Origin of the sequence: Nocardia exalbida NBRC 100660 (assembly GCF_000308575.1) — a bacterium.
GTDB classification, from domain to species: Bacteria; Actinomycetota; Actinomycetes; order Mycobacteriales; family Mycobacteriaceae; genus Nocardia; species Nocardia exalbida.
Genome location: NZ_BAFZ01000003.1, coordinates 1 through 20,965 on the forward strand (window position 1 = coordinate 1; position 20,965 = coordinate 20,965).

The window sequence follows — 20,965 nt, forward strand, 5'->3', positions numbered from 1 at the left end:
GCGATCGGCGTGCGCTAACCCAGGAACCGCGCGAGCACCTCCGGCTCACGGGCGAAGCTCAGGAACAGATCGTTCTCGTGCGGGTCGCCGATCGTGACGCGCACTCCGTCCGTCCCGTACGGCCGCACCAGCACCCCCGCCGCCGCGCTCGCCTCGCCGAACTCGGCGCTGCCCGCGCCCAGCGGCAGCCAGACGAAGTTGGCCTCGCTGGGTGGCACCGGGTAGCCCGCCGCCACCAAGGCGTCGCGCACCCGTGCGCGTTCGGTGACCAGGAGGTCGGTGCGATCCAGCAATTCGTGGCGCGCCTCCAGCGACGCGATCGCCGCCGCCTGCGCGAGGCGGTTCACGCTGAACGGGATGTGCACCTTCAGCAGGGCGGTGATCACGGCGGGGTCGCCCACCGCGTAACCCACCCGGAGCCCGGCCAGGCCGTACGCCTTGGAGAAGGTCCGCAGCACAACCACATTGGGCCTGCTCCGGCCGATCTCGACGCCGTCGGGGTGGTCGGCCAGCCGGACGTACTCGTAGTACGCCTCGTCCAGCACCACCAGCACGTGCGACGGCACCGCGTCCAGGAACCGGACCAGCTCGGCCTTGCCGACGGCGGTGCCGGTCGGGTTGTTCGGGTTGCAGACGAAGACCAGCTTGGTCCGCTCGGTGATCGCCGCGGCCAGCGCGTCCAGATCGTGCACCTGCCCGGGCGTGAGCGGCACCTGCACGGCGGTGGCGTTGCCCACCTTGGTCACGATCGGATACGCCTCGAAGGAGCGCCATGCGAACAGCACCTCGTCGGACGCGGACGAACAGGTGATCTGCACCAGCTCCTGGCAGAGCGCCACACTGCCGCAGCCGACCGCGACGTTCTCGAAACCGACGCCGAGGAACTCGGCCAGCGCCGTGCGCAGCTCGGTGACCTGATTGTCCGGATACCGGTTGGCCAGCTCGGCCGCCTCGGCGATGGCTTTGGCGGCGGCGGGCAGCGGACCGACGGTCGTCTCGTTGCTGGCCAGCTTGACCGCGCCGGGATTGCTGCGGCCGGGGGTGTACGCCGGGATCGATTCGAGGTCCGGCCGGATCTGCGCTGTCACACTCCAACCCTAATCGGCACCGTGGAAAGCCCGATCGGCGTACCGGAAAATCTCTGGTCTATACGCCCTCACGTGCAATTTCTACCGAAGATCGGCAACGCGCCCTACGCTGGTTTCATGTCGGGCACCTACGACGATTCGGCCCCGCTGCGGGCGAGCGACCAGGAAGACGAGCGGCCGGCCAGCGGTGGGCAGGTGCCCATCACGGTGGTGGAGCCGGAAGGAAACGCACGCGGCGGGATCGTGCTGCTGCACGAGTCCAGCGAGTTCACCGGCCCATTACGCGACCTGATGGACGCGCTGGCCGGCGAGGGCTGGACGGTTGTCGCACCCAAACTCTTCCATCGGGGCGGCGGCCAACCCGGCGGCGGAGTCTTCGGTGACGAGCTGTTCGACGACTTCGACGCCTGCTTCGACTGGCTCACCCGGCGTGGAGTGTTCACCGACACCATCGGCGTGCTCGGCTTCGATTCCGCGGGCACCGCGGCGTTCCTGGTCGCGACCAATCGTCCGATCGGCGCCGCGGTGAGCGTCGCGTCACCCGGCATCATCGAGCCGCTCACCGACCAAGCCGATGCCTTGGTGCGCGCCGCTCCCAACCTCCAGGCGCCGTGGCTCGGCCTGTTCGGCGTGGACGACCCGGCCACCCCGCCCGCCCAGGTCGACCAGCTGCGGGACGCCACCGCTCGCGCCGCGGTCGCCAGCCTGGTCGTCACCTACCCCGGCTCGCACCACCGCGCCGACACCTCCGAGGCGGACGACGGGGATGATGCGGTCGATTCCCAGACCAGAATCTTCGATTGGTTCGACAGTAACCTACGCTGACCAGCCGTTTTGTGATCTGGACGGTAGCTCCTGTAACCTTTTGGCTCGGCGGTTCGAAAGGACCGGTGCCCTCGAAGAGAAGGCTCCAGGAGGCGTGCCAGAGCGGCCGAATGGGACTCACTGCTAATGAGTTGTCCCTTCACGGGGACCGGAGGTTCAAATCCTCTCGCCTCCGCCAAGCCCGGGAAACCGGGTACAACTGAATAACACCTGCGCCCGTAGCTCAACGGATAGAGCATCTGACTACGGATCAGAAGGTTAGGGGTTCGAATCCCTTCGGGCGCACCCAGGTAGAAGGCCCCTCCGGTACCAAGGGAGGGGCCTTCTCGCATCTCTGACGACACCATTTGACGACAATGTCACTCGAACAGCGCGTCCATCCCGGTCACCGCGTCGCGCTGGACGGCGTCGATCACGTCCATGTAGGTGCCCGTCGTCACCTAGAAGTAGTCTTTGAGCATTTCCGTGGACCATGCAGCTTGCCCGACGTCTCCGCGAGGGCCGAACTCCGCGAACCAGGGTTTGATATCCAGCACGGGCGTGCCGTCGACGGCGTCCAGTTCGGCGACATGCAGGTCCAGGCCGTCCACTCGGAGCAGGCGACAGCGCGAGACGCCGAGCCAGTTGATGCGCCGCATGTTCCTGTGCCCGAAGATACCGACCTTCGGCCATTCGGGATTGTCGCGTGCGCTGCGTGCACCGAAGTGCAAGTCCGTTGGGTCGATGAGATGGAACCGGAACACGATCTCCAGGTGGCTGAACTCCTCCAACCCCTGTACCGACTCTTCGGTGAACCGGGGGTCGTCGACGCGAATGATTGTCTCGGTGCCGCCCCAGTGATCATCGGTTGGTTCGCGTCGGCCACCTACGACGTGCGCGACCGGCGCTACCTCGAACACTTCGTCAGCCATACGAACCCCTGTCTCACTTCTTGTTTGCGGCTAGATACTCGGCTGCTTGCTCGTCAGTCTCGCGGACACCGGGAATGGACTGGTCGCGATACGGTGCCAGCGTTGAGCGTATGTCGCGGGCTGCGTTCCGGGTGCGCCCGGACTGCACCCTGCCCATCGCGTCGAGTGCGAAACGCCAGGTGGTGCAAGCCTGCTCGATTTCGCCGCTGCGGGCCTGCACCGTGCCGAGGTAGCCAAGAGTCACCGCATGGGTTCGTATGAACGCGGTGGCCTTGCGCTTGCGGACGCTGAGCTGGAATTGGTCAGCGGCCCCGGCGAGGTTGCCCGCGTCCCGCAGTGCGCACGCGGTTTCGTGGGCGAGGCTCGCCTCGGAGAAGAAGAACACCCGAGTGGGTTCGGGATCGGAGTCGGAGGCTGCCGCGAGATCCTGCTCAGCTTGGAGAAGAGCTTTCGCTGACTCGGCGGGCCGACCGGCCGCGCTCAATGCTTTCGCGTGTACGACCTTCAGCAGTGCGCGCTCGCGGGGGCAGGCCAACCGATAGCGAGCGCCGTTGACGGATGCTTCGGCCAGCTGTAGGCCCTGCTCGGGGTGTCCTAGGTCGACGGCCTGGTGCGCCATTGCGCGCATCACGTGACCGGCCAGCGGCGCGTCTTCCGCCTCGGCGGCGAGCTGCGTCGATGTGGCGAAGTAGCGTTGTGCGGCCGCGTGTTCGTCGTTGTCGAACGCCATCCACCCGACGAGGTAAGCCATTTCCGCCGCTGCGGAGAACATCTGGCGGCGCACGGTCTCGCTGGCGAAGGACCCCCGCAGATAGCCGGTTACCTCGTTGGTCAGATATTGGACGACGGCTGTGCGCCCGTGTCCGCCGCCGAGTCGTTGATCTATCTGCGAGAACACGAGCATCACGTCTCGTACAGCGGCTACATCGGCTTCCCCCACGTAGCGCACTCGGGATTCCTTGCGCGGAAGGGCAGCCGGGTGGTCGAGTCCGCCTGGCAGCAGGACGGATGCGCTGAGTGCTGTGGAGTATCCGACACGTAGGAAAGAGCGCCGTTCCACATCAGCCTTTCCGAGGTTGAGCAAACCCGCTACCGGGTCTTGGATGCGACCGAAATGCTTCTCGTAACACGCTATGACATCGGGCGTCGGTGTGCGTTCTCCGGTCTCGTAGTAGGCAAGCACCGACTTGCTGTAGTGGATCTGAGCAGACAGTGCGGCCAGGGACATTCCAGCGGCTTCACGGGCCGCTCGGAGCTGCGCACCGACGATAGCGGCGTGACCGTCCATACCGCCGAATCTAGCCGTTCACGGGCGCGCACACAGCTAGTTGTGGATGCGCTGTGGACGCCGATCCATTTTCCTCTGTGCATGTTCCGTGGTCATCTGAATACGCGTCCGGCAGGGAGTACGGAACCGCGAGCCCCTTACCGCAGTCCGCTCCTTCCCGGGTACCGAGCAAGGGGTTGCCGGGGCCGGGCGCGCCTATTCCGACGAGTGCGAGCAGGGGAGCGCGATGCGCCGAGAAGCGTTCGGGGACACACCGATGTCTCGATGCCACTACTACCGGAACGTGTGCGATATACCCGCGAGAGTTGACCCTCCCCACGTGGGGCGGATCGTCGCACGCTGCGGCTCTGTGTGGGCGATCACCATGCCCGCCGTATTGGGGCACGACGTGAAAGTCCGGATGCAGAACCAGGGTTACAAGCTGGGTCCGATTCTGTCGCATCCACGGTCGCAACGCTGGACGTTCATCATCCGCCCGGACGTGCCCGACGACGTGCCGTTGTTCGCCGAGATGTTCCGGTTCAACGTGTCCATCGTGTGCGACGGCGGAACGATCGGATTGCCGAGCCCCGCTGATCGCGGGACCGCGTTCCGTGCGTGGATCGTGCGCCCCGACAGCCACGTTCGCCCTTCCGGCTGGCTGATAGTGCGGGCAATACGGGACATCGCGGCAGCGAAGCGGGCGCAACGTCGTCGGGTACTGGCTTATGCCGGACAGTGATGAGCCCGAACGGCCTGACCTGCAACTACTCCAGGGCGGCAAGTCGCGCGAATTCGACGTTGAGGCGGCGTCAGCGCGGCTGCATGACCGGCTGACTTCGCACAGCAACCCGGCACTGCCGCTGATGAACCGTGACGCTGCGGATAAGGCACCGGACATGCGAGAGGGTTGCGACCCGTTGCAGTGTTCGACTCGGGTGGCGGCGGAGATCGTGATTCGCGATGACTACCGGTGGTTCCGGGAACGGGGCATGTGATGACTTCTCCGCTGCCGAACGAACCGGATGTGCATCTGTCGGTTTTCCTGCACGGCGCACGGTTCGACTTCGCGGCCTGCCTCACTGCCGCCCTACTGTTCGTTCAAGAGCATCGGGAACGGCACTACGTCGACGCCGTGAACGTGCTCCCTGATAGTGCTGAGGGCTGGCTCAGGTTGCCGTGTGAACGGCTGTATATCGAGCGATGATGCTCCTTGCCCGGTGACCGTGCACGCGCGACACTGACCTGTTCGGACCATGACGAGAAGGAGCTAGGCATGGGGACTGACGAGCAGTTGACCATGGACCTCGGCGTACCCGTCGAGCAGACCGAATGGGGGAAATGGGTCGATCCCGACCGGCGTGCGGCGCAGGTGCGGAAGTTCTTGAACCATGCGGGGTTGCAACGCCTTCCTTCGAAGCTGTGGCCCGAAGACTCTCCGGACCTGGACCGGCTGAACGATGTATGCAGAGAACTGTTCCCGGATCCGGACACGCCGTACCTTCCCGAAAACCAGGATATGACCGATGCATTCATTTGCTTCCTCGGCGCATGTTTCGAGAAATACGTGTATGGCGAATGGGTCGACCACACTAAATATGGTCACGATAAATCGTTCTATGGCGGCGGCGTGAATCCGGCATTGCGATGGGTAGATTACGACGGTGACGAAGACGAATGCACGGTATTCGACTACATCGACTCCATGATCTACCACAATATGGAATATGGTGACGGCTTCATTCACATTACTGCCGACCTGCGAAGGAAGTACTACAATCTGATGTAGGCCCTCAATGGATGACGGCTACACCAGGGATCGCGACGATTTCGAACCGAACGAGCGCGGCAGGATCTTCGAGAACGGCACCAACAAATTCTTTCGTGATCGTGAAAACGGATACACCCGGGGATCGCGTAAATATGAGTTCCGAGACCAGAACGGCCGCATAGAACGAATCCAGTTCGACAAGATCAAAAACGAGCGTGACCGGAGTCGTGCCGATTCTATCGAAGAAAAGTCAGGCCGCATCGAAGGACGGAAGGACGAAAAGCAGCTCACGGGAATCAGGGAACTTCTCGAGAACAGAGAGATCAATCATCACACGCTGCGTTCGGTCGAAGGCGAGTTCATCTCGAAAAATGCTCAAGAACTGATCAGGGGACTAATTCAGGATTTCGGGGACCGGTTCACGCATCAGATAATTTCCCGAGCCGATGCCCGCGAAATCTGGGCACGAGGGCTGCAATTGGAGCGGGGTCAGCAGCTCGAATTGCCCGGTGTCGGCGAGAAGGCGCGGCAGCAAAAGGCGCACCAGCGCGAGCAGCGGGGGAAATTGGCGGAGCTGGCGAAGAAGGCGCGCGAGCGAGCCGAGAAGTTCCGGAGTCTGCTGAGATTCCGCGACGGTGCTACGCGTGGCCGTTCGGCAGCCTCCGCGCGAGTCGAGCGCGAGCGGCAAGCGCACGAACAAGCCAAGCTGGCCAGACAGGCGCGCGAAACACCCGGTGCACGGATCGAACGTGAGGCTGCCGAACGGGTGGCGCTGGAATTCCCAGTGCCCGAACAGTCTCAGCTACGGGAAGCCGCCGATACTGGGGAACAGGCGGCCCGAGAGGCAGCCGACGCCGCCAGCTTGGAGCGTGCAGCAGCCGACGCCCGCAGAGCGGAGGAGAAAGCGCGCGAAGAAGCTCGCACTGCCCGCGAGGCAGCCGACAACAAAGGACGCGCGGGAGAACTGGCACGCCTCCAAGCCCGGGGAGTGCCGCCGGAAGTGGTGAAGCTTCTCGAACTCGGCCAAGCGCAACCACCATCAGCGGCGGTGCGGGAGCCACCTGGTCATGCGCCAGGCGTTGTGCGTGGCGGCACTGGGCAAGGGCAGGAACGCTCACGTGAAATATCTCGCGACCGATAACCGACTTCCGCCGCTGCTCACAGCGCCGCCCTTGCCTCAGGAGGTGGGTCCAACCGATTTCATCGCTCAGAAGCCAATCTGGCGGCACGTTCCTGTGTGGGCTAAAGACCTCCCCTGGCAATGGTGACCCACTCCGAGGCATACGGGCCAATATTCATGCAGGCAGGGAGAGGGGGCCTTGGAATGCGTATACGGGGAGAACAACCGAGTGGTGCGGTGCTGTGTAGTCGTGTGGGAGAGGGGTCCCTGGGGCTGGTCGTTGAAGTCGAGTCGTGGCGTAAGGGAGACACCCAGGTGGATAGTGGGATCGGATCATTCGATCTGCGACACACTAACGACACGTTTTCAGTGAATGCGAACCGGATTCGATGGGAAGCGGCCTGTACAGCATTCCGTTGAGTTCCGCTGGTAGCGAGAACTATTAAGAATTGTTGCTACCCGTCTGCTGCGCCTGATCGGTAACAGAAGGTCAGGGGTTCGAATCCCTTCGGGCGCACGCAGGTACAAGGCCCCTCGGATACACAAAGGGGGGCTTCTCGCATCTCTGAGGACACTATTTGACGACAATGTCACTCGACAGTGCGTCCATGCCCGTCACCGCACCGCCCTGCAACGGCGTCGATGGCGTCCATGTAGGTGCGCGTCGTCACGGTGATCGAACTGTTCCGCTATTTCCAGGCGGGGAGGTCCGGCAGCTCGCCGGTGAGGTCGGGGCCGGGGCTGCGGCCGAGTAGCCAGGCGGCGAGGGAGGAGGCGGGGCCGGAGATGGTGTGGGTGGCGGGGGTGGGGCCGATGGTGGCGGTGAAGTCGGAGTCTGTGGCGTGGAGGGTGAAGGGGGCGAGGGGGGTGTCGGTGGTGAGGCGGGTGAGGTCGGCGGTGGCCTGGGGGAGGATTCGGGTGACGAAGGGCGCGGGCCAGTGGGCGGGGGTGTAGCCCGCGTTCAGATCGACGTGGTGGATTTCGACCTCTTGCAGGCGCATCCAGAGGACTTCGGTCGCGGGTATGGGGCGGCCCTGGCGGGTGCGGACCTGGGCTTGCCAAGCGTCGTCGGTGAGTGAGCGGGCGAGGCCGAGGAAGCGGGTGGCGGCGGCCTCGTTGTCGGCGAGTTGTTCGGAGAGCGGGCGGGGCGCGCCCGCTTCGATGTCGCTGTCGCGCAGGAAAGCGCTGGCGTACTGCGGGATTTCGACGCCGGTGTGGGCCCAGAGCAGCAGGTTCACCAGGCTGTCCGCGTTGCGGGCGAGGTGGGCCATGACGTGGCCGCGGGTCCAGCCGGGCAGCGAGGAGGGTTCGGCGACGGCGTGCTCGTCGAGGCCGCGGATGGTGTCGAGCAGGCGGGTGGTCGCCTCGGCGACGGTATCGAGTTGCACGGGGGTCTGCGAGGCGGTGGTCACGGTTTCGACCCTAGCGAGAGAGAGCCCGGCTCGTCGCGAACGACGGGCCGGGTTCGTTCTGGGAACGGCTTATCCGGGGCCACGCGGAATCCGAGGGCCCGCGTGGCGTGATGGGCGCGCCCTTGCATCGGCCACCGGCGATCGCGTGTCCGGTCGGCGTACCGCGGTCGAGCACGATCAGCTCGTCGACCAGCGTGTTCGCGGGCACGTGGAGGGTGTGCGGTCGGCGCCCTACCCGGCGACGATCGCGTCGGCTTCGATCTCGACCAGCAGGGCTGGGGTGATCAAGCCCTTGATCTCGTACATGGCGGTCGCCGGACGGATCTCGCGGAACACCTCCGCGTGCGCCTTGGCGACCTCGGGCCAGCGGGTGATGTCGGTGACGAAGATGCGGGTGCGCACCACGTCGGCCAGGCTCGCGCCCGCCTCCTCCAGCGCGGAGCCGATGCGCCGCAGGGTTTCCCTCGTCTGCTCGCCGATGTCGTCGCCGCCGACGGCCGTGCCGCCGGGGGCCGAAGCGGTGGTTCCGCTGACCGCGACGACATTGCCGAGCCGGACCGCCCGCGAGTAGCCGACGAGGTCTTCGAACTCCGAGCCCGAGGAGATGTTCACGCGATCACTCATGGGCGAAAGCATCGCATGGTGGTCAGCGGAGTTCGGCTCGGCACGCTCCCGACCTTCCAAGACCACCGCCACGGCCAAGGTGATCAACCACAGCGACATCGCACCCACCTGAATCCGCTGCGCTATCCCGAGGGCGTAGTTGCCCGGCAGATTGTCGGCCACCAGCATCCAGGTCGTCGCCAGCGCGCCGATCACCAACACGACGAAGCCGAATTCGCGCAGCACCCGCCAGCGCCGGTAGCGGAACGCGGCGAGGCTGAAGGCGCACGCGGCGACCGCGATGGAGGTGACCGCCAGCGTGCTCGTCAGTGCGTGCGGCTGATGCAGTTGCGGAAACAGTTCGCTCGGGCCGCCGCACCCGCTCTCGCCGGGCGTGCAGTCGCGCAGCGGCAGCAGGACGTCGGCGATGGTCGCCGCGCCGAAGCAGAACAGCGCGATCCAGCCGACCGTCGTCATCCTCCGGCGGGGGAACAACAGCAGTCCCGCGACGGCGGCGGGCATGAGCGACACCCCGACGATCAGGTCCGCGGTCGCGAACACCTCCCGGTACGGCTTGCCCTCCGCGTCCAGTTCGCTGAGGAACGTGTCGACCGGGTCGAGGTCGATCTTCAGCGCGAACTGGAGCACCCAGGACGAATAGCAGAGCCCCGCGATCGCGATCGCCGCGGCGACCAGCACAGTTGCCGGTCGCGCCCGCCGAACGGCGATGTCCGAGCCATCCGTCACGTCCCCATTGTGCTGGTTTCTAGAGCGCGCCGGACAGCGGCGGGCCGCACACGTCACTACCATCCGGGACACAGGGTCTTGTCAGCTTCGCCCGGCACGCTGGTCGACAGCTGCAACTCGAGGAGGTCCCCATGCTCGGTTTCGCGACTGCCGCCGCCGGAATCGCGGTCATCACGGTGATGGTGATGTCCGGCTACCTGGCCGCACACGCTCCGCGTTCACTCGTGCGGGTGCGCCACCACCGCTGACAACTCGGCCTGGACGCGATCGGCCGCGCTGACGGGATCCTCGTGCTCCCAGACGCGGACCACGCGCCATCCCGCCGCGACGAGTGCCGCGTCGGTGGCCCGGTCCCTGGCCACGTTGCCCGCCAGTTTGACCGCCCACCATTCGGCGTTGTTCTTCGGATCGGTGGCGTGCTGCGGGCAGCGATGCCAGAAACAGCCGTCCACGTAGACCGCGACTCGTCGGCGTGGGAAGACCAGATCGGCGCGCCTGCGCTGACCCCGGATCGGCGCGCGGTCGACGAAGTAGCGCAGCCCGCGGCGATGCAGTTCCCGGCGCAGCGCGAGTTCGGGATCGGTGCCGGTGCGCCGCTGGCGGGCCATCCGCGCGCTGGTGGCCGCGTCGGTAGGGGGCCGGTTCATGCCGCCCAGCCGCCCATCCGATCCAAATGGCATTCCACATCGGCGAGGAAGCCGGGCGGGAAACGCAGACTGCCCATGGTGGTGCGGCGCAGGAATCCGGCCGTCGCGCGTGCGGACAGCAACCGCGCGTCGGTGAGGAAGTGGGCCAGGTCCTCGTACGGCTCGTGCACCGGCCAGGTCGAGACCGGCACCCGGTAGGCCGTACCGGCGCGCCCCCACGCCGCGACCGGCCACGGCGTGCCCGGCGCCAGCGGCTGATCCCCGGAGATCGGGTCGAGCGGAGCGGCCAGCCGCGATCCCACCCAGGCCGCCATCCGCACGCTCACCGCGTTGCCGACCAGCTTCCAGCGGTGGCCCTTCCGGATGCCTGGCATCTCGGTGGCGGGTGCCGTCCAGCCAGGGTCGAAGCCCTGGAGTCGTTCGGCGTCCGAGATCCCCGGCGTGACGATCTCCCCGGAGGGCAGCCGTACCGCGGGCGGGCTGGCGATGCCGAGCGCGGAGCCGCCCTTCAGCGTCGGAACCGCGTTCACCGCCCAGCCCAGTCCGCGGACCCCTTCGGTCCAGTAGAAGCCGCACGGATCGACCTCGGGATCGCCGATCACGCGGGGACCGGCGTCCTCGCCGAACAGCACCCCGCGCGGGTCCTCGGTGCGGGAAGCCAGCATCAGCACCCGCTGGCGGCGCTGGGGCAGGCCGAAGGCGCGGGCGTCCACGACGCGGTAGGCCCAGGTGTAGCCGAGTTCGTCGAGCGCGCCGGTGATGTGCCGCATCGCCGCGCCGCGCCCCAACTGGAGCATGAAAGGCACGTTCTCGATCAGGAGCCAGCGTGGGCCGCGCTTGCGGCGCACCAGCCGGAACACTTCGTCGACCAGACCCGAGCGCGTGCCGGTGATGCCCGCGGTGCGCCCCGCCTGGGACAGGTCCTGGCACGGGAATCCCGCCGCGACCAGTTCCGTCCCCGCCGGGATCGCCCGCAGCCGGGTGATGTCGGAATGCAGGGGCACGTCCGGGAAACGGGCGGCGAGCACCCCTTGGGCCCCGGGCTCGATTTCGCACAGCAGCTCGGTGTGCCAGCCGTGCCTGCCGAGGCCGAGCTCGAGTCCGCCGATCCCGGCGAACAGCCCGACCATCCGCGCGCCCGTCAACGACCTTCCCTTTCTCGCGTCCACACCGGACGCCGCCCGCGCGTCCAGTGCCCGGGAGCAGGTTACTCGAGTCGTCCGAGGCGATACCCGAACACGCGACCATCGGTCTCGGCACCTGGTACGGTCCGCGTGTCACGCAGTGCGATCCGTGCGCATTTCCAATAATGCACAAGGGTGGTCGCACAGGGACGTGATGACCGGCCGTTCCGCCTGCGCTCCAGTGCTATCCGTGCGGGCCGCCCACGATCCTGGTGGCGCGCTCGCATTGCTTCTGCTCGACGACGTTCCAGAGCGACGCTAGGGAAAGTGAGCGAAACATGCAGATGCCTTCCACCAGAAACGGACAGTTTCCCCCCGTTGTGGTCACCAGCCTCGCGGCGACCACCTCCCTCGCGGGTGACGTGGATTCCACGTGGAAGGGCTTGCTCAACGGCGACAGCGGTATCGACGTCCTGGAAGACGATTTCATCGACGAATTCGAACTGCCGGTGCGCATCGGCGGCCATCTCGAGGTCCCACCCGCGACGTATCTGGACGTGGCGGAGGCCCGCAGGCTCGCCTACGTGGAACAGTTGGCCGTCGTGCTCGGGCGTGAGGTCTGGCGCAACGCGGGCAGTCCCGAGGTGGACAAGCACCGTCTGGCGGTGTCGATCGGCACGGGGCTCGGCGGCGCGGAGGCGATGATCCACGCTCGGGACAAGCTGCGGAACGGGGGTTACCGCAAGGTGTCGCCGTACACCGTGCAGGCCGTGATGCCGAACGGCGCCGCCGCCTGCGTCGCGCTGGAACTCGGGGCGCGTGCCGGGGTGACGACGCCGGTGTCGGCCTGTTCCTCCGGTGCGGAGGCGATCGCCGGCGCGTGGCGGGCGATCGTCATGGGTGACGCCGACATGGTGGTCACCGGCGGTGTGGAGGGTTCCATCCAGGCCCTCGCGATCGCGGCGTTCAGCATGATGCGCGCGATGAGCACCCGCAACGACGCGCCGAAGAGCGCCTCACGTCCGTTCGACGCCGAGCGGGACGGCTTCGTCTTCGGTGAGGCGGGCGCGCTGATGGTGCTGGAGACCGAGGAGCACGCCAGAGCGCGCGGCGCGACCATCCACGCCCGGCTGATGGGCGCGGGCATCACCTCCGACGGCTTCCACCTGGTGGCGCCCGACCCGGAGGGCACCGGGGCCGCGCGTGCGATGACCCGGGCGATGCGCACGGCGGGTCTGGCCAAGACCGATGTCACGCACGTCAACGCGCACGCGACCGCCACTCCGATCGGTGACACGGCGGAGGCGCGCGCGATCAGCCAGGCAGTGGGCAACCACGCGTCGGTCTACGCGCCCAAGTCGGCCCTCGGTCATTCCATCGGCGCGGTGGGGGCGCTCGAATCGGTGCTCACGGTGCTGAGCGTGCGCGACGAAATCGTTCCGCCCACGCTGAATCTGGACAATCAGGATCCGGAGATCGATCTGGACGTGGTGCACGGCCAAGCCAGGCCCGGCCGCATCGATTACGCCCTGAACAACTCGTTCGGATTCGGCGGGCACAATGTCGCGCTCGCCTTCGGACGGTACTGACCGCCAGGTGGCCGGGACACCTGCTAGCCTTCCCGGCGCTTCGTTATCGACCTGTGTTCGGTGTCATTGCACGCCCTGAGTGGCTGTGCGCTGGAAAAGGATAAGGCGATGATCGACGAAACCTTCGACGACTATCTGGACGATCAGGGCAATATCAGAATCCGCGGCGACAGGACCCTGATCGACTTCGTCGACAAGCACAGCGCGGAGAACGGCGACGAACTCGCCTACCGCTTCATCGACTACTCCCGGGAAAGGGACGGCGAGTACCACGAACTCACCTGGCGGCAGTTCGGTGTGCGCTTGCACGCGGTGGCGGCACGGCTGCAACAGGTCACCCAGCCGGGCGACCGAGTGGCGATTCTCGCTCCGCAAGGACTCGACTACGTCGTCTCGCTGTTCGCCGCGGTGTACGCGGGCACTATCGCGGTCCCGCTGTTCGATCCGGAGGAACAGGGCCACACCGACCGCTTGCACGCGGTGCTGGGCGACTGCACTCCGGCGGCGATCCTCACCTCGGGCTCCGCGGCCGGTGGTGTGCGGAAATTCTTCCGGCATCTGCCGCCGCAGCAGCGTCCGCGCATCATCGCGGTGGAGGCGATCCCCGATAGCGTCGGCGCCTCGTGGGTGCGCCCGGACATCAACATCGACAGCGTCGCCTATCTGCAATACACCTCGGGGTCGACCCGGACGCCTGCGGGCGTAGCGATCACCCATCGAGCGGTGGGCACGAATCTGTTGCAGATGATCGATGCCATCGGCGTCACCGAGCATTCGCGCGGGGTCACCTGGTTGCCGCTGTTCCACGATATGGGCCTGCTCTGCGTGATCCTGCCGACGGTCGGCGGCGGATTCATCACGATCATGTCGCCGAGCGCGTTCGTGCGGCGCCCTTATCGCTGGATCAAGGAACTGGCCGCGGCCTCCGACGGCGCCGGGACATTCGCCGCCGCACCCAATTTCGCGTTCGAACACGCCGCGGCTCGCGGCAAGCCGAAGCCGGGCGAGAAATTGGATCTGTCCAATGTGATCGGGCTGATCAACGGCAGCGAACCGGTGTCGGTGTCGTCGATGAAGAAGTTCAATGAGGCGTTCGCGCCGTACGGGTTGCCGGAGACGGCGATCAAGCCCTCCTACGGCATGGCCGAGGCGACGGTGTTCGTCTCCGCCACCCGGGCCCAGGACAAGGCGAAGGTCGTCCATGTCGACCGGACCGAGTTGAACGCCGGGCGGATGGTCGAGGTCGCCGCGGACGCCGACAACGCCATCGCGCAGGTGTCCTGCGGGTACGTCGCGCTGTCGCAGTGGGCGGTGATCGTCGACCCCGAACACGGCACCGAGCGACGGGACGGCGAGGTCGGTGAGATCTGGCTGCACGGCGAGAACATGGGCATCGGGTACTGGGGGCGCCCCGAGGAGACCGAGGCCACCTTCCGCGCGAAACTGGCCGCCCGATTGCCCGAGGGCAGCCACGCGGAGGGCACGCCGCCCGACGCCAACTGGATGCGCACCGGCGATTTCGGCGCCTACCTCGACGGCGAGCTGTACATCACCGGCCGGGTCAAGGACTTGGTCATCGTCGACGGGCGCAACCACTATCCGCAGGACCTGGAGTTCTCGGCCCAGGAATCCAGCAACGCACTGCGCCCCGGCTTCGTCGCGGCGTTCTCGGTGCCTGCCAACGAACTGCCCGCACTGGTCTTCGAGCAGGGCAGCCGCTCCGGTCTGGCGTTCGACGCCGAGGACACCTCCGAGCAGTTGGTGATCGTCGCCGAGCGCAATACCGGGGCGGGCAAGCTCGAGTCGGAGTCGGTTGCCGACACCGTGCGCGCCGCGATCGCGCATCGCCACGGCGTCATGGTCCGGGACGTGCTGCTGGTGCCCGCCGGTTCGATTCCGCGCACGTCCAGCGGGAAGATCGCCCGCCGCGCCTGCCGGGCGGCCTACCTGGAGGGCACGCTGCGCGGCGGCCACCAGCAGCAGGCGTTCCCGGACGCGCCGCAGGAGTGGGAGTCGGAGACGGCGGTCGTCGGCTAGAGGCGGGTCTCGGCCTCGTACTCGAATTCCCGGACGTCGGCGCCCACTATTCGGTCGTCGAGGTCGCCAGAGGTACCCGTGCCGCGGAAGCGTTCCACCGCGGCACGGGTGGTCCAGCGCTCGTAGACGTTCACCCGATCGGGTTCGAGTAGGTCCGCGCCGAGGCTGAAGTCCAGGCAGCCATCGCAGGCGCGGGCGAGCGCCACCACCTCCCGGCAGCTGTCGAGGTAGCGGTCGCGATCGGTGACCCGCAGATACTCGGCGACGATCAGCATGGGAGGAAGTCTAGATCTTTGCGGTTTGACCTCGAGTTCACTCGAGGTTGTTGGCTTGGCGAATGAGCGTCGCACCCGTCGCCGCGGATCTCCGGCGGCAGCCGGAAAATCGGTTGGTCGATACATGTTCCGGTGCGACCCTGGAATGTCGGACCCCGTTGCGAACATCACCGTGGGTCCCGTTCTCCGCCGCCAGTCACATACCTCGAGGGGGAGTCTTGTCTGTCGCACTGGACGTTTCGTCGGCCGAACCGGAGGCCGACAGAACGGGGCGGCCCGCCGCCACGGGCCGCCTGCATTCCCTGCGCCGATTCGGGCCGTACCTGCGTCCGCATGCCGGCGTCCTGCTCGTCGCCAGCGGCCTCGCGGTGCTGTCCGGCCTGACGGCCGTCGTCATCCCGCTGATGATCGCCCGGATCATCGACGGCCCGGTCGCCCACCGCGATCTCGCGGGCGCGCTCGGGCCGGTGGCCGCGGTCGCGGCGCTCGGCCTGGTGGAGGCCGCAGGCGTGTGGGGGCGCCGCTGGCTGATCGCCGCGCCGGCGACGCGGTTCGAGATCACGGTGCGCGCCGAGATCTTCCGCAAGCTGCAAGCGCTGTCGATCGGCAGGCACGACGCGTGGGAGTCGGGTCAGCTGCTCTCGCGAGCGATCGATGATCTGGCCACCATGCGCCGGTTCGTGTCCTTCGCGGCGCCGTTCCTGCTGGTCCACTGCGTGATCATCCCGGTCGGCCTGCTCGTGCTGATCGGGCTGAGCCCGCAGATCGGCTTGATCTTCGCGGTGATCTCGATCCCGCTGGTGATCGGCTGCATTCGTTTCGAGCGCCGATACGCGGTGGCCTCCAGGCGGTCTCAGGACCAGTCCGGCGATTTGGCCACGACGGCAGAGGAATCCGCGCAGGGCATCCGGGTGCTCAAGGCGTTCGGGCGCGGCGTGTTCTTCGGCCACCGCTTCACCGCGCAGGCGCAGGAGCTACGGCGTACCGAGCTGCTGAAAGCGCGCCTGGACGCGACGTTGTGGTCGCTCATGGTGAGCCTGCCGCAGCTGGCCATCGCGTTCGCGCTGGGGTACGGCGGGTACGCGGTGGCGCACGGCACGATGACGCTCGGCACCTTGATCGCGGGCATCACGCTGGCGACCTTCTTGCAGTGGCCGATCATCTGGACCGGCTTCCTGCTCGCCGAGCTGAACGACGCGCGCACCGCGGCCGACCGGTACTGGGAGATCATCGACACCCCCGCCGACATCACCGACCCGGCCGACCCGGTGGACCTGCCCGAGCGCATCCGCGGCGAATTGCGTTTGAACGCCGTGCGATTCGCCTTCCCCGAGGCCGAAGACGATGTGCTGCGAGAGGTGTCGTTACGGGTGCGTCCCGGCGAGACCGTGGCGCTGGTCGGCGCGACGGGAAGCGGAAAGACGGCGCTGCTCAACTTGATCCCGCGCCTGTACGACGTGACGGACGGTGCGATCACCATCGACGGCATCGACATCGCGACGATGCGAGTCGCCGATCTGCGGTCGCTGGTGTCGGTCGCCTTCGAGGATCCGGTGCTGTTCTCCGCGAGCGTGCGCGAGAACGTCGCGCTCGGCGACCCGACCGCCACCGACGCCGAGGTGCGCCGCGCCCTGGAGGTCGCGCAGGCCACCGAGTTCGTGGACGACCTGCCTTGGGGCTTGGACACCAGGATCGGCGAACAGGGCCTGAGCTTGTCCGGTGGCCAGCGGCAGCGGCTCGCACTGGCCCGCGCGGTGCTCACCGGTGCGGGCGGGGGCGAGCGCAGCCGGATCATGGTGCTCGACGACCCGCTGTCCGCGCTCGACGTGGAGACCGAGGAGCGGGTGCAGGCACGCCTACGCACCGTGCTGGCCGACGCGACGACGCTGCTGGTCGCGCATCGCCCGTCCACGGCGGCGCTGGCCGACCGGGTGGCGGTGCTCGCCGACGGACGGATCGTCGCGGAGGGCACCCACGATCAACTGCTTCGTACCAGCAGGAGCTACCGCGAACTGATGGGAGGTGAGTAGCGATGACCACGACGATCAGTGACTCGAAAGACGAAGCACCGGAGCCCGTTCCGGCACGCGAGGAAGCCGCGGCCGACTGGCGTGGCATCGCGGGCGAGGACAAAGCGGTCACCGAGACCGGAAATCTGGTGCTGGCCGGCCGCTCCCGGCGGCTGCTGCTCGACCTGGTCAAGCCCTACCGCAAGCTCACCGCGCTCGCGCTGGTGCTCATCGTGCTGGACAACGTCGCGAAGGTGTCCGCGCCGCTGTTCGTCGCGCACGCGCTGGACACCGGCATCGCGCGCGGTGTCGAGGGGAACTGGGGGCCGCTGGCCGGGAGCGTGGCCGGTTACCTCGGCTCGGTCCTGCTCGGCGTGGTCTGCACGTACTCCTTCCTGCGGGTGTCCGGCAGGCTCAGCCAGAGCGTGCTGTTCGACCTGCGGGTCCGCGCGTTCACGCACGTGCAGCGGCTCAGCGTCGCCTTCCACGAGAAATACACCTCCGGCAAGGTGGTGGCGCGGCTCACCGGCGACATCGAGACGCTCCAGGATCTGCTGGAAAGCGCCCTCAACCAGGCGCTGAGCGCGATCCTGTCGGTGCTCACCATCGCGGCGCTGCTGATCTACCTGGATCAGGCTCTCGCGGCGATCGTGCTGGTCGGATTCGTCCCGCTGGTGATGGTCACCCGGTGGGCGCAGCGCAGGCAGCGAGCGGGCTACCGGCGCACGCGCGCCGCGATTGCCAAGGTGGTCGTGCAGTTCGTCGAGTCGATGGGCGGCATGCGGGCGGTGCAGGCGTTCCGCCGGGAACAGCGCAACGAGTCGGTGCTCGCGATCGAGGACTCCGAATACCGCCAGGCGACCACCGCGGCGATGCGCGGCATGGGCGACTACGCCGGGCTGACCAAGCTGCTCGGCAACCTGACCACGGTCACCGTCATCGTGGTCGGCGCTTGGCGGGTGATCGAGGGTGACCTCGCGGTCGGCGTGCTCGCGGCCTACCTGCTGTACCTCAACGAGTTCTACGGGCCGCTGGACGAACTGGCGCAGGTGTTCAACGCCTACCAGTCCGCGGCGGCCGCGCTGGAGAAGATCTCGGGCGTGCTCGAGGAGGAGCCGTCGGTTCCCGAGCCCGCGCGGCCGGTGGCATTGGAGAAGGCGTCGGGCGCGGTGCGCATGGAGAAGGTGTGGTTCGGTTACTCGTCCGCGCGGACGGATGCCCACACGGCGCCGTCCACCGAACCGGGTGAGCCCGATCGGCGGGCGCGACCGGTGCTGCCGGAGTTCACCCTGGACATCCCGGCCGGGCAGGTCATCGCGCTGGTGGGTGCGACCGGTGCGGGCAAGTCGACGCTGGCGAAGCTATTGACGCGGTTCTACGACCCGTCCGGCGGCACGGTCACCCTGGACGGCGTCGACCTGCGCGAGGTGTCCGACGCCGACCTGCGCCGCAACGTGGTGATGGTCACCCAGGAGTCCTACCTGTTCTCCGGTTCGGTGGCCGACAACATCCGGTTGGGCAGGCCCGAGGCCACCGACGCGGAGGTGTTCGCGGCGGCGCGCGCCGTCGGCCTGTACGACTTCGTGCAGGCGCTGCCCGAAGGCTTCGGCACCGACGTGCGCAAGCGCGGCGGCAGGCTCTCGGCGGGGCAGCGGCAGCTGGTGGCGTTCGCGCGGGTGTTCCTCGCCGACCCGGCTGTGATCGTGCTGGACGAGGCCACCTCGAGCCTGGACATCCCCAGCGAACGGCTGGTGCAGCGGGCGCTGGAGACCGTGCTGCGCGGGCGCACGGCGGTGATCATCGCCCACCGGCTGTCCACGGTGGCGATCGCGGACCGGGTGCTGGTGCTGGAATCCGGCCGGATCGTCGAGGACGGCGCGCCGGACGCCCTGATCGCGGGCAGCGGTCGGTTCGCGGGCCTGCACGCGGCGTGGCGGGAGTCGCTGGTGTGATGAGCACTCGACCCCGTGCTGGCTGCACTGGCCGGGTAGTGGTGCAGGCGGTGCACGGCCTGGGTGGGATCGGCAAGAGCACCCTGGTCGCGCACTGGGCCGCGACCCGCCCCCACGGGCATCGCCCGATCGTGTGGATCACCGCCGATGCCTCCACCGGTGTACAGCAGGGGTGGCGAAGTTCGCTGCGGGGCTGCAACCCGTGCTAGCTCACGCGTTGGAGGTCGAAGTCGAGCGGGTCTTCACCGATAAGGCATCCGGCAAGAACTCCGCGCGTCCCGCCCTCGAGGAAATGCTCGGCTTCGTCCGCGACGGCGACACCGTGATCGTGCACTCCATGGATCGCCTCGCCCGCAATCTCGATGACCTCCGCCGCCTGGTCCGCGTCCTGACCGACAAGGGTGCACGGGTCGAATTCATGAAGGAGAACCTGACCTTCACCGGGGAGGACTCTCCCATGGCCGATCTGCTGCTGTCGGTGATGGGTGCCTTCGCCGAATTCGAACGCGCCCTGATCCTGGAACGGCAGCGGGAAGGGATCGCCGCGGCCAAAGCCCGTGGTGCCTACAAGGGCCGCAAGCCCGCCCTCACCGCTGAGCAGGTTGTGCAACTGCGCGCCCGTGCTGCCGCAGGCGAACCGAAAGCCGCACTCCACAGCCACAGCGGATGCGGCATGACCGCCGCAACCACGTACTCTAACCCGGCCTGAACACCCCCATGGAAAGCGAGCACCACACCGTGTCGATCACCGCCGACAGAACCGCCCTCACCGACCCCGCCCGGCTAGCTGCGGTACGCCGTTACGAGATCCTCGACGCTCCAACCGACGGCCAGTTCGACACCATCGCGGCGACCGCCGCAGCGGTGTGCGGCACCCCGATCGCCACGGTCAGCATCGTCGACGCCGACCGGGTCTGGTTCGCCGCGGCCAAGGGACTGGATGGTGTCGCGCAGGTCGGCACGGAACCGGGACTGTGCGCGTCGGCGTTCTGCGCCGAGGGCCCGTACGTGGTCAACGACGCGGCCACGGATCCGCGCACCCTCGATCATCCGTTGGTACGTGGTGAGTTGGGGCTGCGGTTCTACGCCGCCGCCCCGATCGTCACCTCCGACGGGCACCACCTCGGCACCGTTACCGCAATCGACGCCATGCCTCGGGAGTTGAGCGAGGTGCAGAGGACCGTGCTCGGCTATCTCGCCGACCAGGTCGCGCAGCACCTGGAGCTGCGCCTGGCCACCATCAAGGCGGTACGCGCCGAACGCCAGTTGCGCGACGATGCCGAGCAACGCGCCGCTGCCGCCGCCGAGCTCGCCGACCGGATACGAGCCGCGGCTGCCGTACAGGCCACCACGCCGCACCCTGAGCACTGCCAGCTCGGCGGCACCGCCGGCTGCACCGCGTCGGCCGAGCTGAAGATCGCCGATTCGTGGGGCGACTCGGCCTGGGGCTGCACCACCCACGTCGAAGAGGCCATCATCAACGTCCGTTCGGTGTTCATCGCCAACGAGGAACTCGGTGGCCTGGCCGCCTACCGCAACCGCTGACCGTCACCACGAACCAACCTCCCGGCCCCGTGCGGCACCGGCA

21 protein-coding genes, 2 tRNA genes and 1 pseudogene are annotated in these 20,965 nt (G+C 67.5%); 15 read left to right on the plus strand and 9 right to left on the minus strand.

Features of this window, described 5'->3' with window-relative positions; translation table 11 throughout:
- Nucleotides 1-14 precede the first annotated feature (14 nt).
- Nucleotides 15-1,088, minus strand: coding sequence for a histidinol-phosphate transaminase (gene hisC / locus ON29_RS01745; protein ID WP_040864349.1), 1,074 nt, complete (start codon nt 1,086-1,088; stop codon nt 15-17).
- Nucleotides 1,089-1,205: 117 nt separating this feature from the next.
- On the opposite strand from hisC, the gene ON29_RS01750 reads away from it, so the two are divergent.
- The 3 genes from ON29_RS01750 to ON29_RS01760 all read left to right on the plus strand — a co-directional run bounded on the left by ON29_RS01750 (nt 1,206) and on the right by ON29_RS01760 (nt 2,198).
- Nucleotides 1,206-1,913: a dienelactone hydrolase family protein gene (locus ON29_RS01750; protein WP_040864364.1), complete on the plus strand. Its 708-nt coding sequence runs from the start codon at nt 1,206-1,208 to the stop codon at nt 1,911-1,913.
- A gap of 88 nt (nt 1,914-2,001) precedes the next feature.
- Nucleotides 2,002-2,091: transfer RNA gene (locus tag ON29_RS01755), tRNA-Ser, on the plus strand.
- A 34-nt stretch (nt 2,092-2,125) separates the two neighbouring features.
- A tRNA-Arg gene (locus ON29_RS01760) sits at nt 2,126-2,198 on the plus strand.
- A 155-nt stretch (nt 2,199-2,353) separates the two neighbouring features.
- Here the strand turns inward: ON29_RS01760 and ON29_RS01765 are convergent.
- Nucleotides 2,354-2,824, minus strand: a complete 471-nt coding sequence (locus tag ON29_RS01765) for an SAM-dependent methyltransferase (RefSeq protein WP_040864350.1) — start codon at nt 2,822-2,824, stop codon at nt 2,354-2,356.
- 13 nt (nt 2,825-2,837) lie between these two features.
- A complete protein-coding gene (locus tag ON29_RS01770) occupies nt 2,838-4,112 on the minus strand; it encodes a helix-turn-helix domain-containing protein (protein WP_083863181.1) in 1,275 nt (424 codons plus the stop codon).
- A 319-nt stretch (nt 4,113-4,431) separates the two neighbouring features.
- On the opposite strand from ON29_RS01770, the gene ON29_RS01775 reads away from it, so the two are divergent.
- From ON29_RS01775 to ON29_RS35535, 5 genes are all read left to right on the plus strand, one after another.
- Nucleotides 4,432-4,833: a DNA-directed RNA polymerase subunit beta gene (locus ON29_RS01775; protein ID WP_245548796.1), complete on the plus strand. Its 402-nt coding sequence runs from the start codon at nt 4,432-4,434 to the stop codon at nt 4,831-4,833.
- Complete coding sequence (locus ON29_RS01780) at nt 4,820-5,089, plus strand: hypothetical protein (RefSeq protein WP_040864351.1); 270 nt, start codon at nt 4,820-4,822, stop codon at nt 5,087-5,089. Before ON29_RS01775 ends, ON29_RS01780 begins: the two co-directional genes overlap by 14 nt.
- Nucleotides 5,089-5,298, plus strand: coding sequence for a hypothetical protein (locus tag ON29_RS01785; RefSeq protein ID WP_040864352.1), 210 nt, complete (start codon nt 5,089-5,091; stop codon nt 5,296-5,298). Before ON29_RS01780 ends, ON29_RS01785 begins: the two co-directional genes overlap by 1 nt.
- Before the next feature lie 69 nt (nt 5,299-5,367).
- Nucleotides 5,368-5,880: a hypothetical protein gene (locus ON29_RS01790; protein WP_040864353.1), complete on the plus strand. Its 513-nt coding sequence runs from the start codon at nt 5,368-5,370 to the stop codon at nt 5,878-5,880.
- A 7-nt stretch (nt 5,881-5,887) separates the two neighbouring features.
- Nucleotides 5,888-7,003 (plus strand): hypothetical protein, encoded by a 1,116-nt coding sequence (locus tag ON29_RS35535; RefSeq protein WP_157172627.1) that lies wholly within the window; start codon nt 5,888-5,890, stop codon nt 7,001-7,003.
- 668 nt (nt 7,004-7,671) lie between these two features.
- Here ON29_RS35535 and ON29_RS01805 read toward each other — a convergent pair.
- The 5 genes and pseudogenes from ON29_RS01805 to ON29_RS01830 form a co-directional block, all read right to left on the minus strand.
- A complete protein-coding gene (locus ON29_RS01805) occupies nt 7,672-8,394 on the minus strand; it encodes a maleylpyruvate isomerase family mycothiol-dependent enzyme (protein ID WP_040864356.1) in 723 nt (240 codons plus the stop codon).
- Between the two features lie 231 nt (nt 8,395-8,625).
- Nucleotides 8,626-9,018, minus strand: a complete 393-nt coding sequence (locus ON29_RS01815; protein WP_040864367.1) for a RidA family protein — start codon at nt 9,016-9,018, stop codon at nt 8,626-8,628.
- 81 nt (nt 9,019-9,099) lie between these two features.
- Nucleotides 9,100-9,807 (minus strand): annotated as a pseudogene (locus tag ON29_RS01820) (DUF998 domain-containing protein); the annotation flags it as partial.
- Nucleotides 9,808-9,962: 155 nt separating this feature from the next.
- Nucleotides 9,963-10,391, minus strand: coding sequence for a very short patch repair endonuclease (locus ON29_RS01825; protein ID WP_040864358.1), 429 nt, complete (start codon nt 10,389-10,391; stop codon nt 9,963-9,965).
- A complete protein-coding gene (locus ON29_RS01830; protein WP_174315463.1) occupies nt 10,388-11,521 on the minus strand; it encodes a DNA cytosine methyltransferase in 1,134 nt (377 codons plus the stop codon). Before ON29_RS01830 ends, ON29_RS01825 begins: the two co-directional genes overlap by 4 nt.
- Nucleotides 11,522-11,853: 332 nt before the next feature.
- Between ON29_RS01830 and ON29_RS01835 the strand changes: the two genes are divergently transcribed.
- Together ON29_RS01835 and fadD32 are read left to right on the plus strand one after the other, a co-directional pair.
- Nucleotides 11,854-13,104: a KasA/KasB family beta-ketoacyl-ACP synthase gene (locus ON29_RS01835; protein ID WP_040864360.1), complete on the plus strand. Its 1,251-nt coding sequence runs from the start codon at nt 11,854-11,856 to the stop codon at nt 13,102-13,104.
- 108 nt (nt 13,105-13,212) lie between these two features.
- On the plus strand, nt 13,213-15,141 hold the full coding sequence (gene fadD32 / locus ON29_RS01840) for a long-chain-fatty-acid--AMP ligase FadD32 (RefSeq protein WP_040864369.1): 1,929 nt from the start codon (nt 13,213-13,215) through the stop codon (nt 15,139-15,141).
- Here fadD32 and ON29_RS01845 read toward each other — a convergent pair.
- On the minus strand, nt 15,138-15,416 hold the full coding sequence (locus tag ON29_RS01845) for a putative quinol monooxygenase (RefSeq protein WP_040864361.1): 279 nt from the start codon (nt 15,414-15,416) through the stop codon (nt 15,138-15,140). The genes fadD32 and ON29_RS01845 overlap by 4 nt on opposite strands.
- Before the next feature lie 218 nt (nt 15,417-15,634).
- On the opposite strand from ON29_RS01845, the gene ON29_RS01850 reads away from it, so the two are divergent.
- From ON29_RS01850 to ON29_RS01865, 5 genes are read left to right on the plus strand one after another with little or no spacing between them, the layout of a single operon-like run.
- A complete protein-coding gene (locus ON29_RS01850; RefSeq protein WP_040864362.1) occupies nt 15,635-17,446 on the plus strand; it encodes an ABC transporter ATP-binding protein in 1,812 nt (603 codons plus the stop codon).
- Nucleotides 17,447-17,448: 2 nt separating this feature from the next.
- On the plus strand, nt 17,449-19,377 hold the full coding sequence (locus ON29_RS01855) for an ABC transporter ATP-binding protein (RefSeq protein ID WP_040864363.1): 1,929 nt from the start codon (nt 17,449-17,451) through the stop codon (nt 19,375-19,377).
- Complete coding sequence (locus ON29_RS36615) at nt 19,377-19,586, plus strand: hypothetical protein (protein WP_217999067.1); 210 nt, start codon at nt 19,377-19,379, stop codon at nt 19,584-19,586. The genes ON29_RS01855 and ON29_RS36615 overlap by 1 nt, the downstream gene beginning before the upstream one ends.
- A gap of 8 nt (nt 19,587-19,594) precedes the next feature.
- A complete protein-coding gene (locus ON29_RS01860) occupies nt 19,595-20,086 on the plus strand; it encodes a recombinase family protein (protein WP_245548797.1) in 492 nt (163 codons plus the stop codon).
- A gap of 8 nt (nt 20,087-20,094) precedes the next feature.
- Nucleotides 20,095-20,922 carry a GAF domain-containing protein gene (locus ON29_RS01865; RefSeq protein WP_063825233.1) on the plus strand — a complete coding sequence of 276 codons (828 nt, stop codon included), beginning with the start codon at nt 20,095-20,097 and terminating at the stop codon, nt 20,920-20,922.
- Nucleotides 20,923-20,965: the final 43 nt, after the last annotated feature.

Coding starts and splice junctions, on each gene's coding strand:
- ON29_RS01750 (WP_040864364.1), top strand. CDS start 1,206: ATGTCGGGCACCTACGACGATTCGGCCCCGCTGCGGGCGAGCGACCAG.
- ON29_RS01765 (WP_040864350.1), bottom strand. CDS start 2,824: ATGGCTGACGAAGTGTTCGAGGTAGCGCCGGTCGCGCACGTCGTAGGT.
- ON29_RS01770 (WP_083863181.1), bottom strand. CDS start 4,112: ATGGACGGTCACGCCGCTATCGTCGGTGCGCAGCTCCGAGCGGCCCGT.
- ON29_RS01780 (WP_040864351.1), top strand. CDS start 4,820: ATGCCGGACAGTGATGAGCCCGAACGGCCTGACCTGCAACTACTCCAG.
- ON29_RS01785 (WP_040864352.1), top strand. CDS start 5,089: ATGACTTCTCCGCTGCCGAACGAACCGGATGTGCATCTGTCGGTTTTC.
- ON29_RS01790 (WP_040864353.1), top strand. CDS start 5,368: ATGGGGACTGACGAGCAGTTGACCATGGACCTCGGCGTACCCGTCGAG.
- ON29_RS35535 (WP_157172627.1), top strand. CDS start 5,888: ATGGATGACGGCTACACCAGGGATCGCGACGATTTCGAACCGAACGAG.
- ON29_RS01815 (WP_040864367.1), bottom strand. CDS start 9,018: ATGAGTGATCGCGTGAACATCTCCTCGGGCTCGGAGTTCGAAGACCTC.
- ON29_RS01825 (WP_040864358.1), bottom strand. CDS start 10,391: ATGAACCGGCCCCCTACCGACGCGGCCACCAGCGCGCGGATGGCCCGC.
- ON29_RS01830 (WP_174315463.1), bottom strand. CDS start 11,521: ATGGTCGGGCTGTTCGCCGGGATCGGCGGACTCGAGCTCGGCCTCGGC.
- ON29_RS01835 (WP_040864360.1), top strand. CDS start 11,854: ATGCAGATGCCTTCCACCAGAAACGGACAGTTTCCCCCCGTTGTGGTC.
- fadD32 (WP_040864369.1), top strand. CDS start 13,213: ATGATCGACGAAACCTTCGACGACTATCTGGACGATCAGGGCAATATC.
- ON29_RS01845 (WP_040864361.1), bottom strand. CDS start 15,416: ATGCTGATCGTCGCCGAGTATCTGCGGGTCACCGATCGCGACCGCTAC.
- ON29_RS01855 (WP_040864363.1), top strand. CDS start 17,449: ATGACCACGACGATCAGTGACTCGAAAGACGAAGCACCGGAGCCCGTT.
- ON29_RS36615 (WP_217999067.1), top strand. CDS start 19,377: ATGAGCACTCGACCCCGTGCTGGCTGCACTGGCCGGGTAGTGGTGCAG.
- ON29_RS01865 (WP_063825233.1), top strand. CDS start 20,095: ATGGAAAGCGAGCACCACACCGTGTCGATCACCGCCGACAGAACCGCC.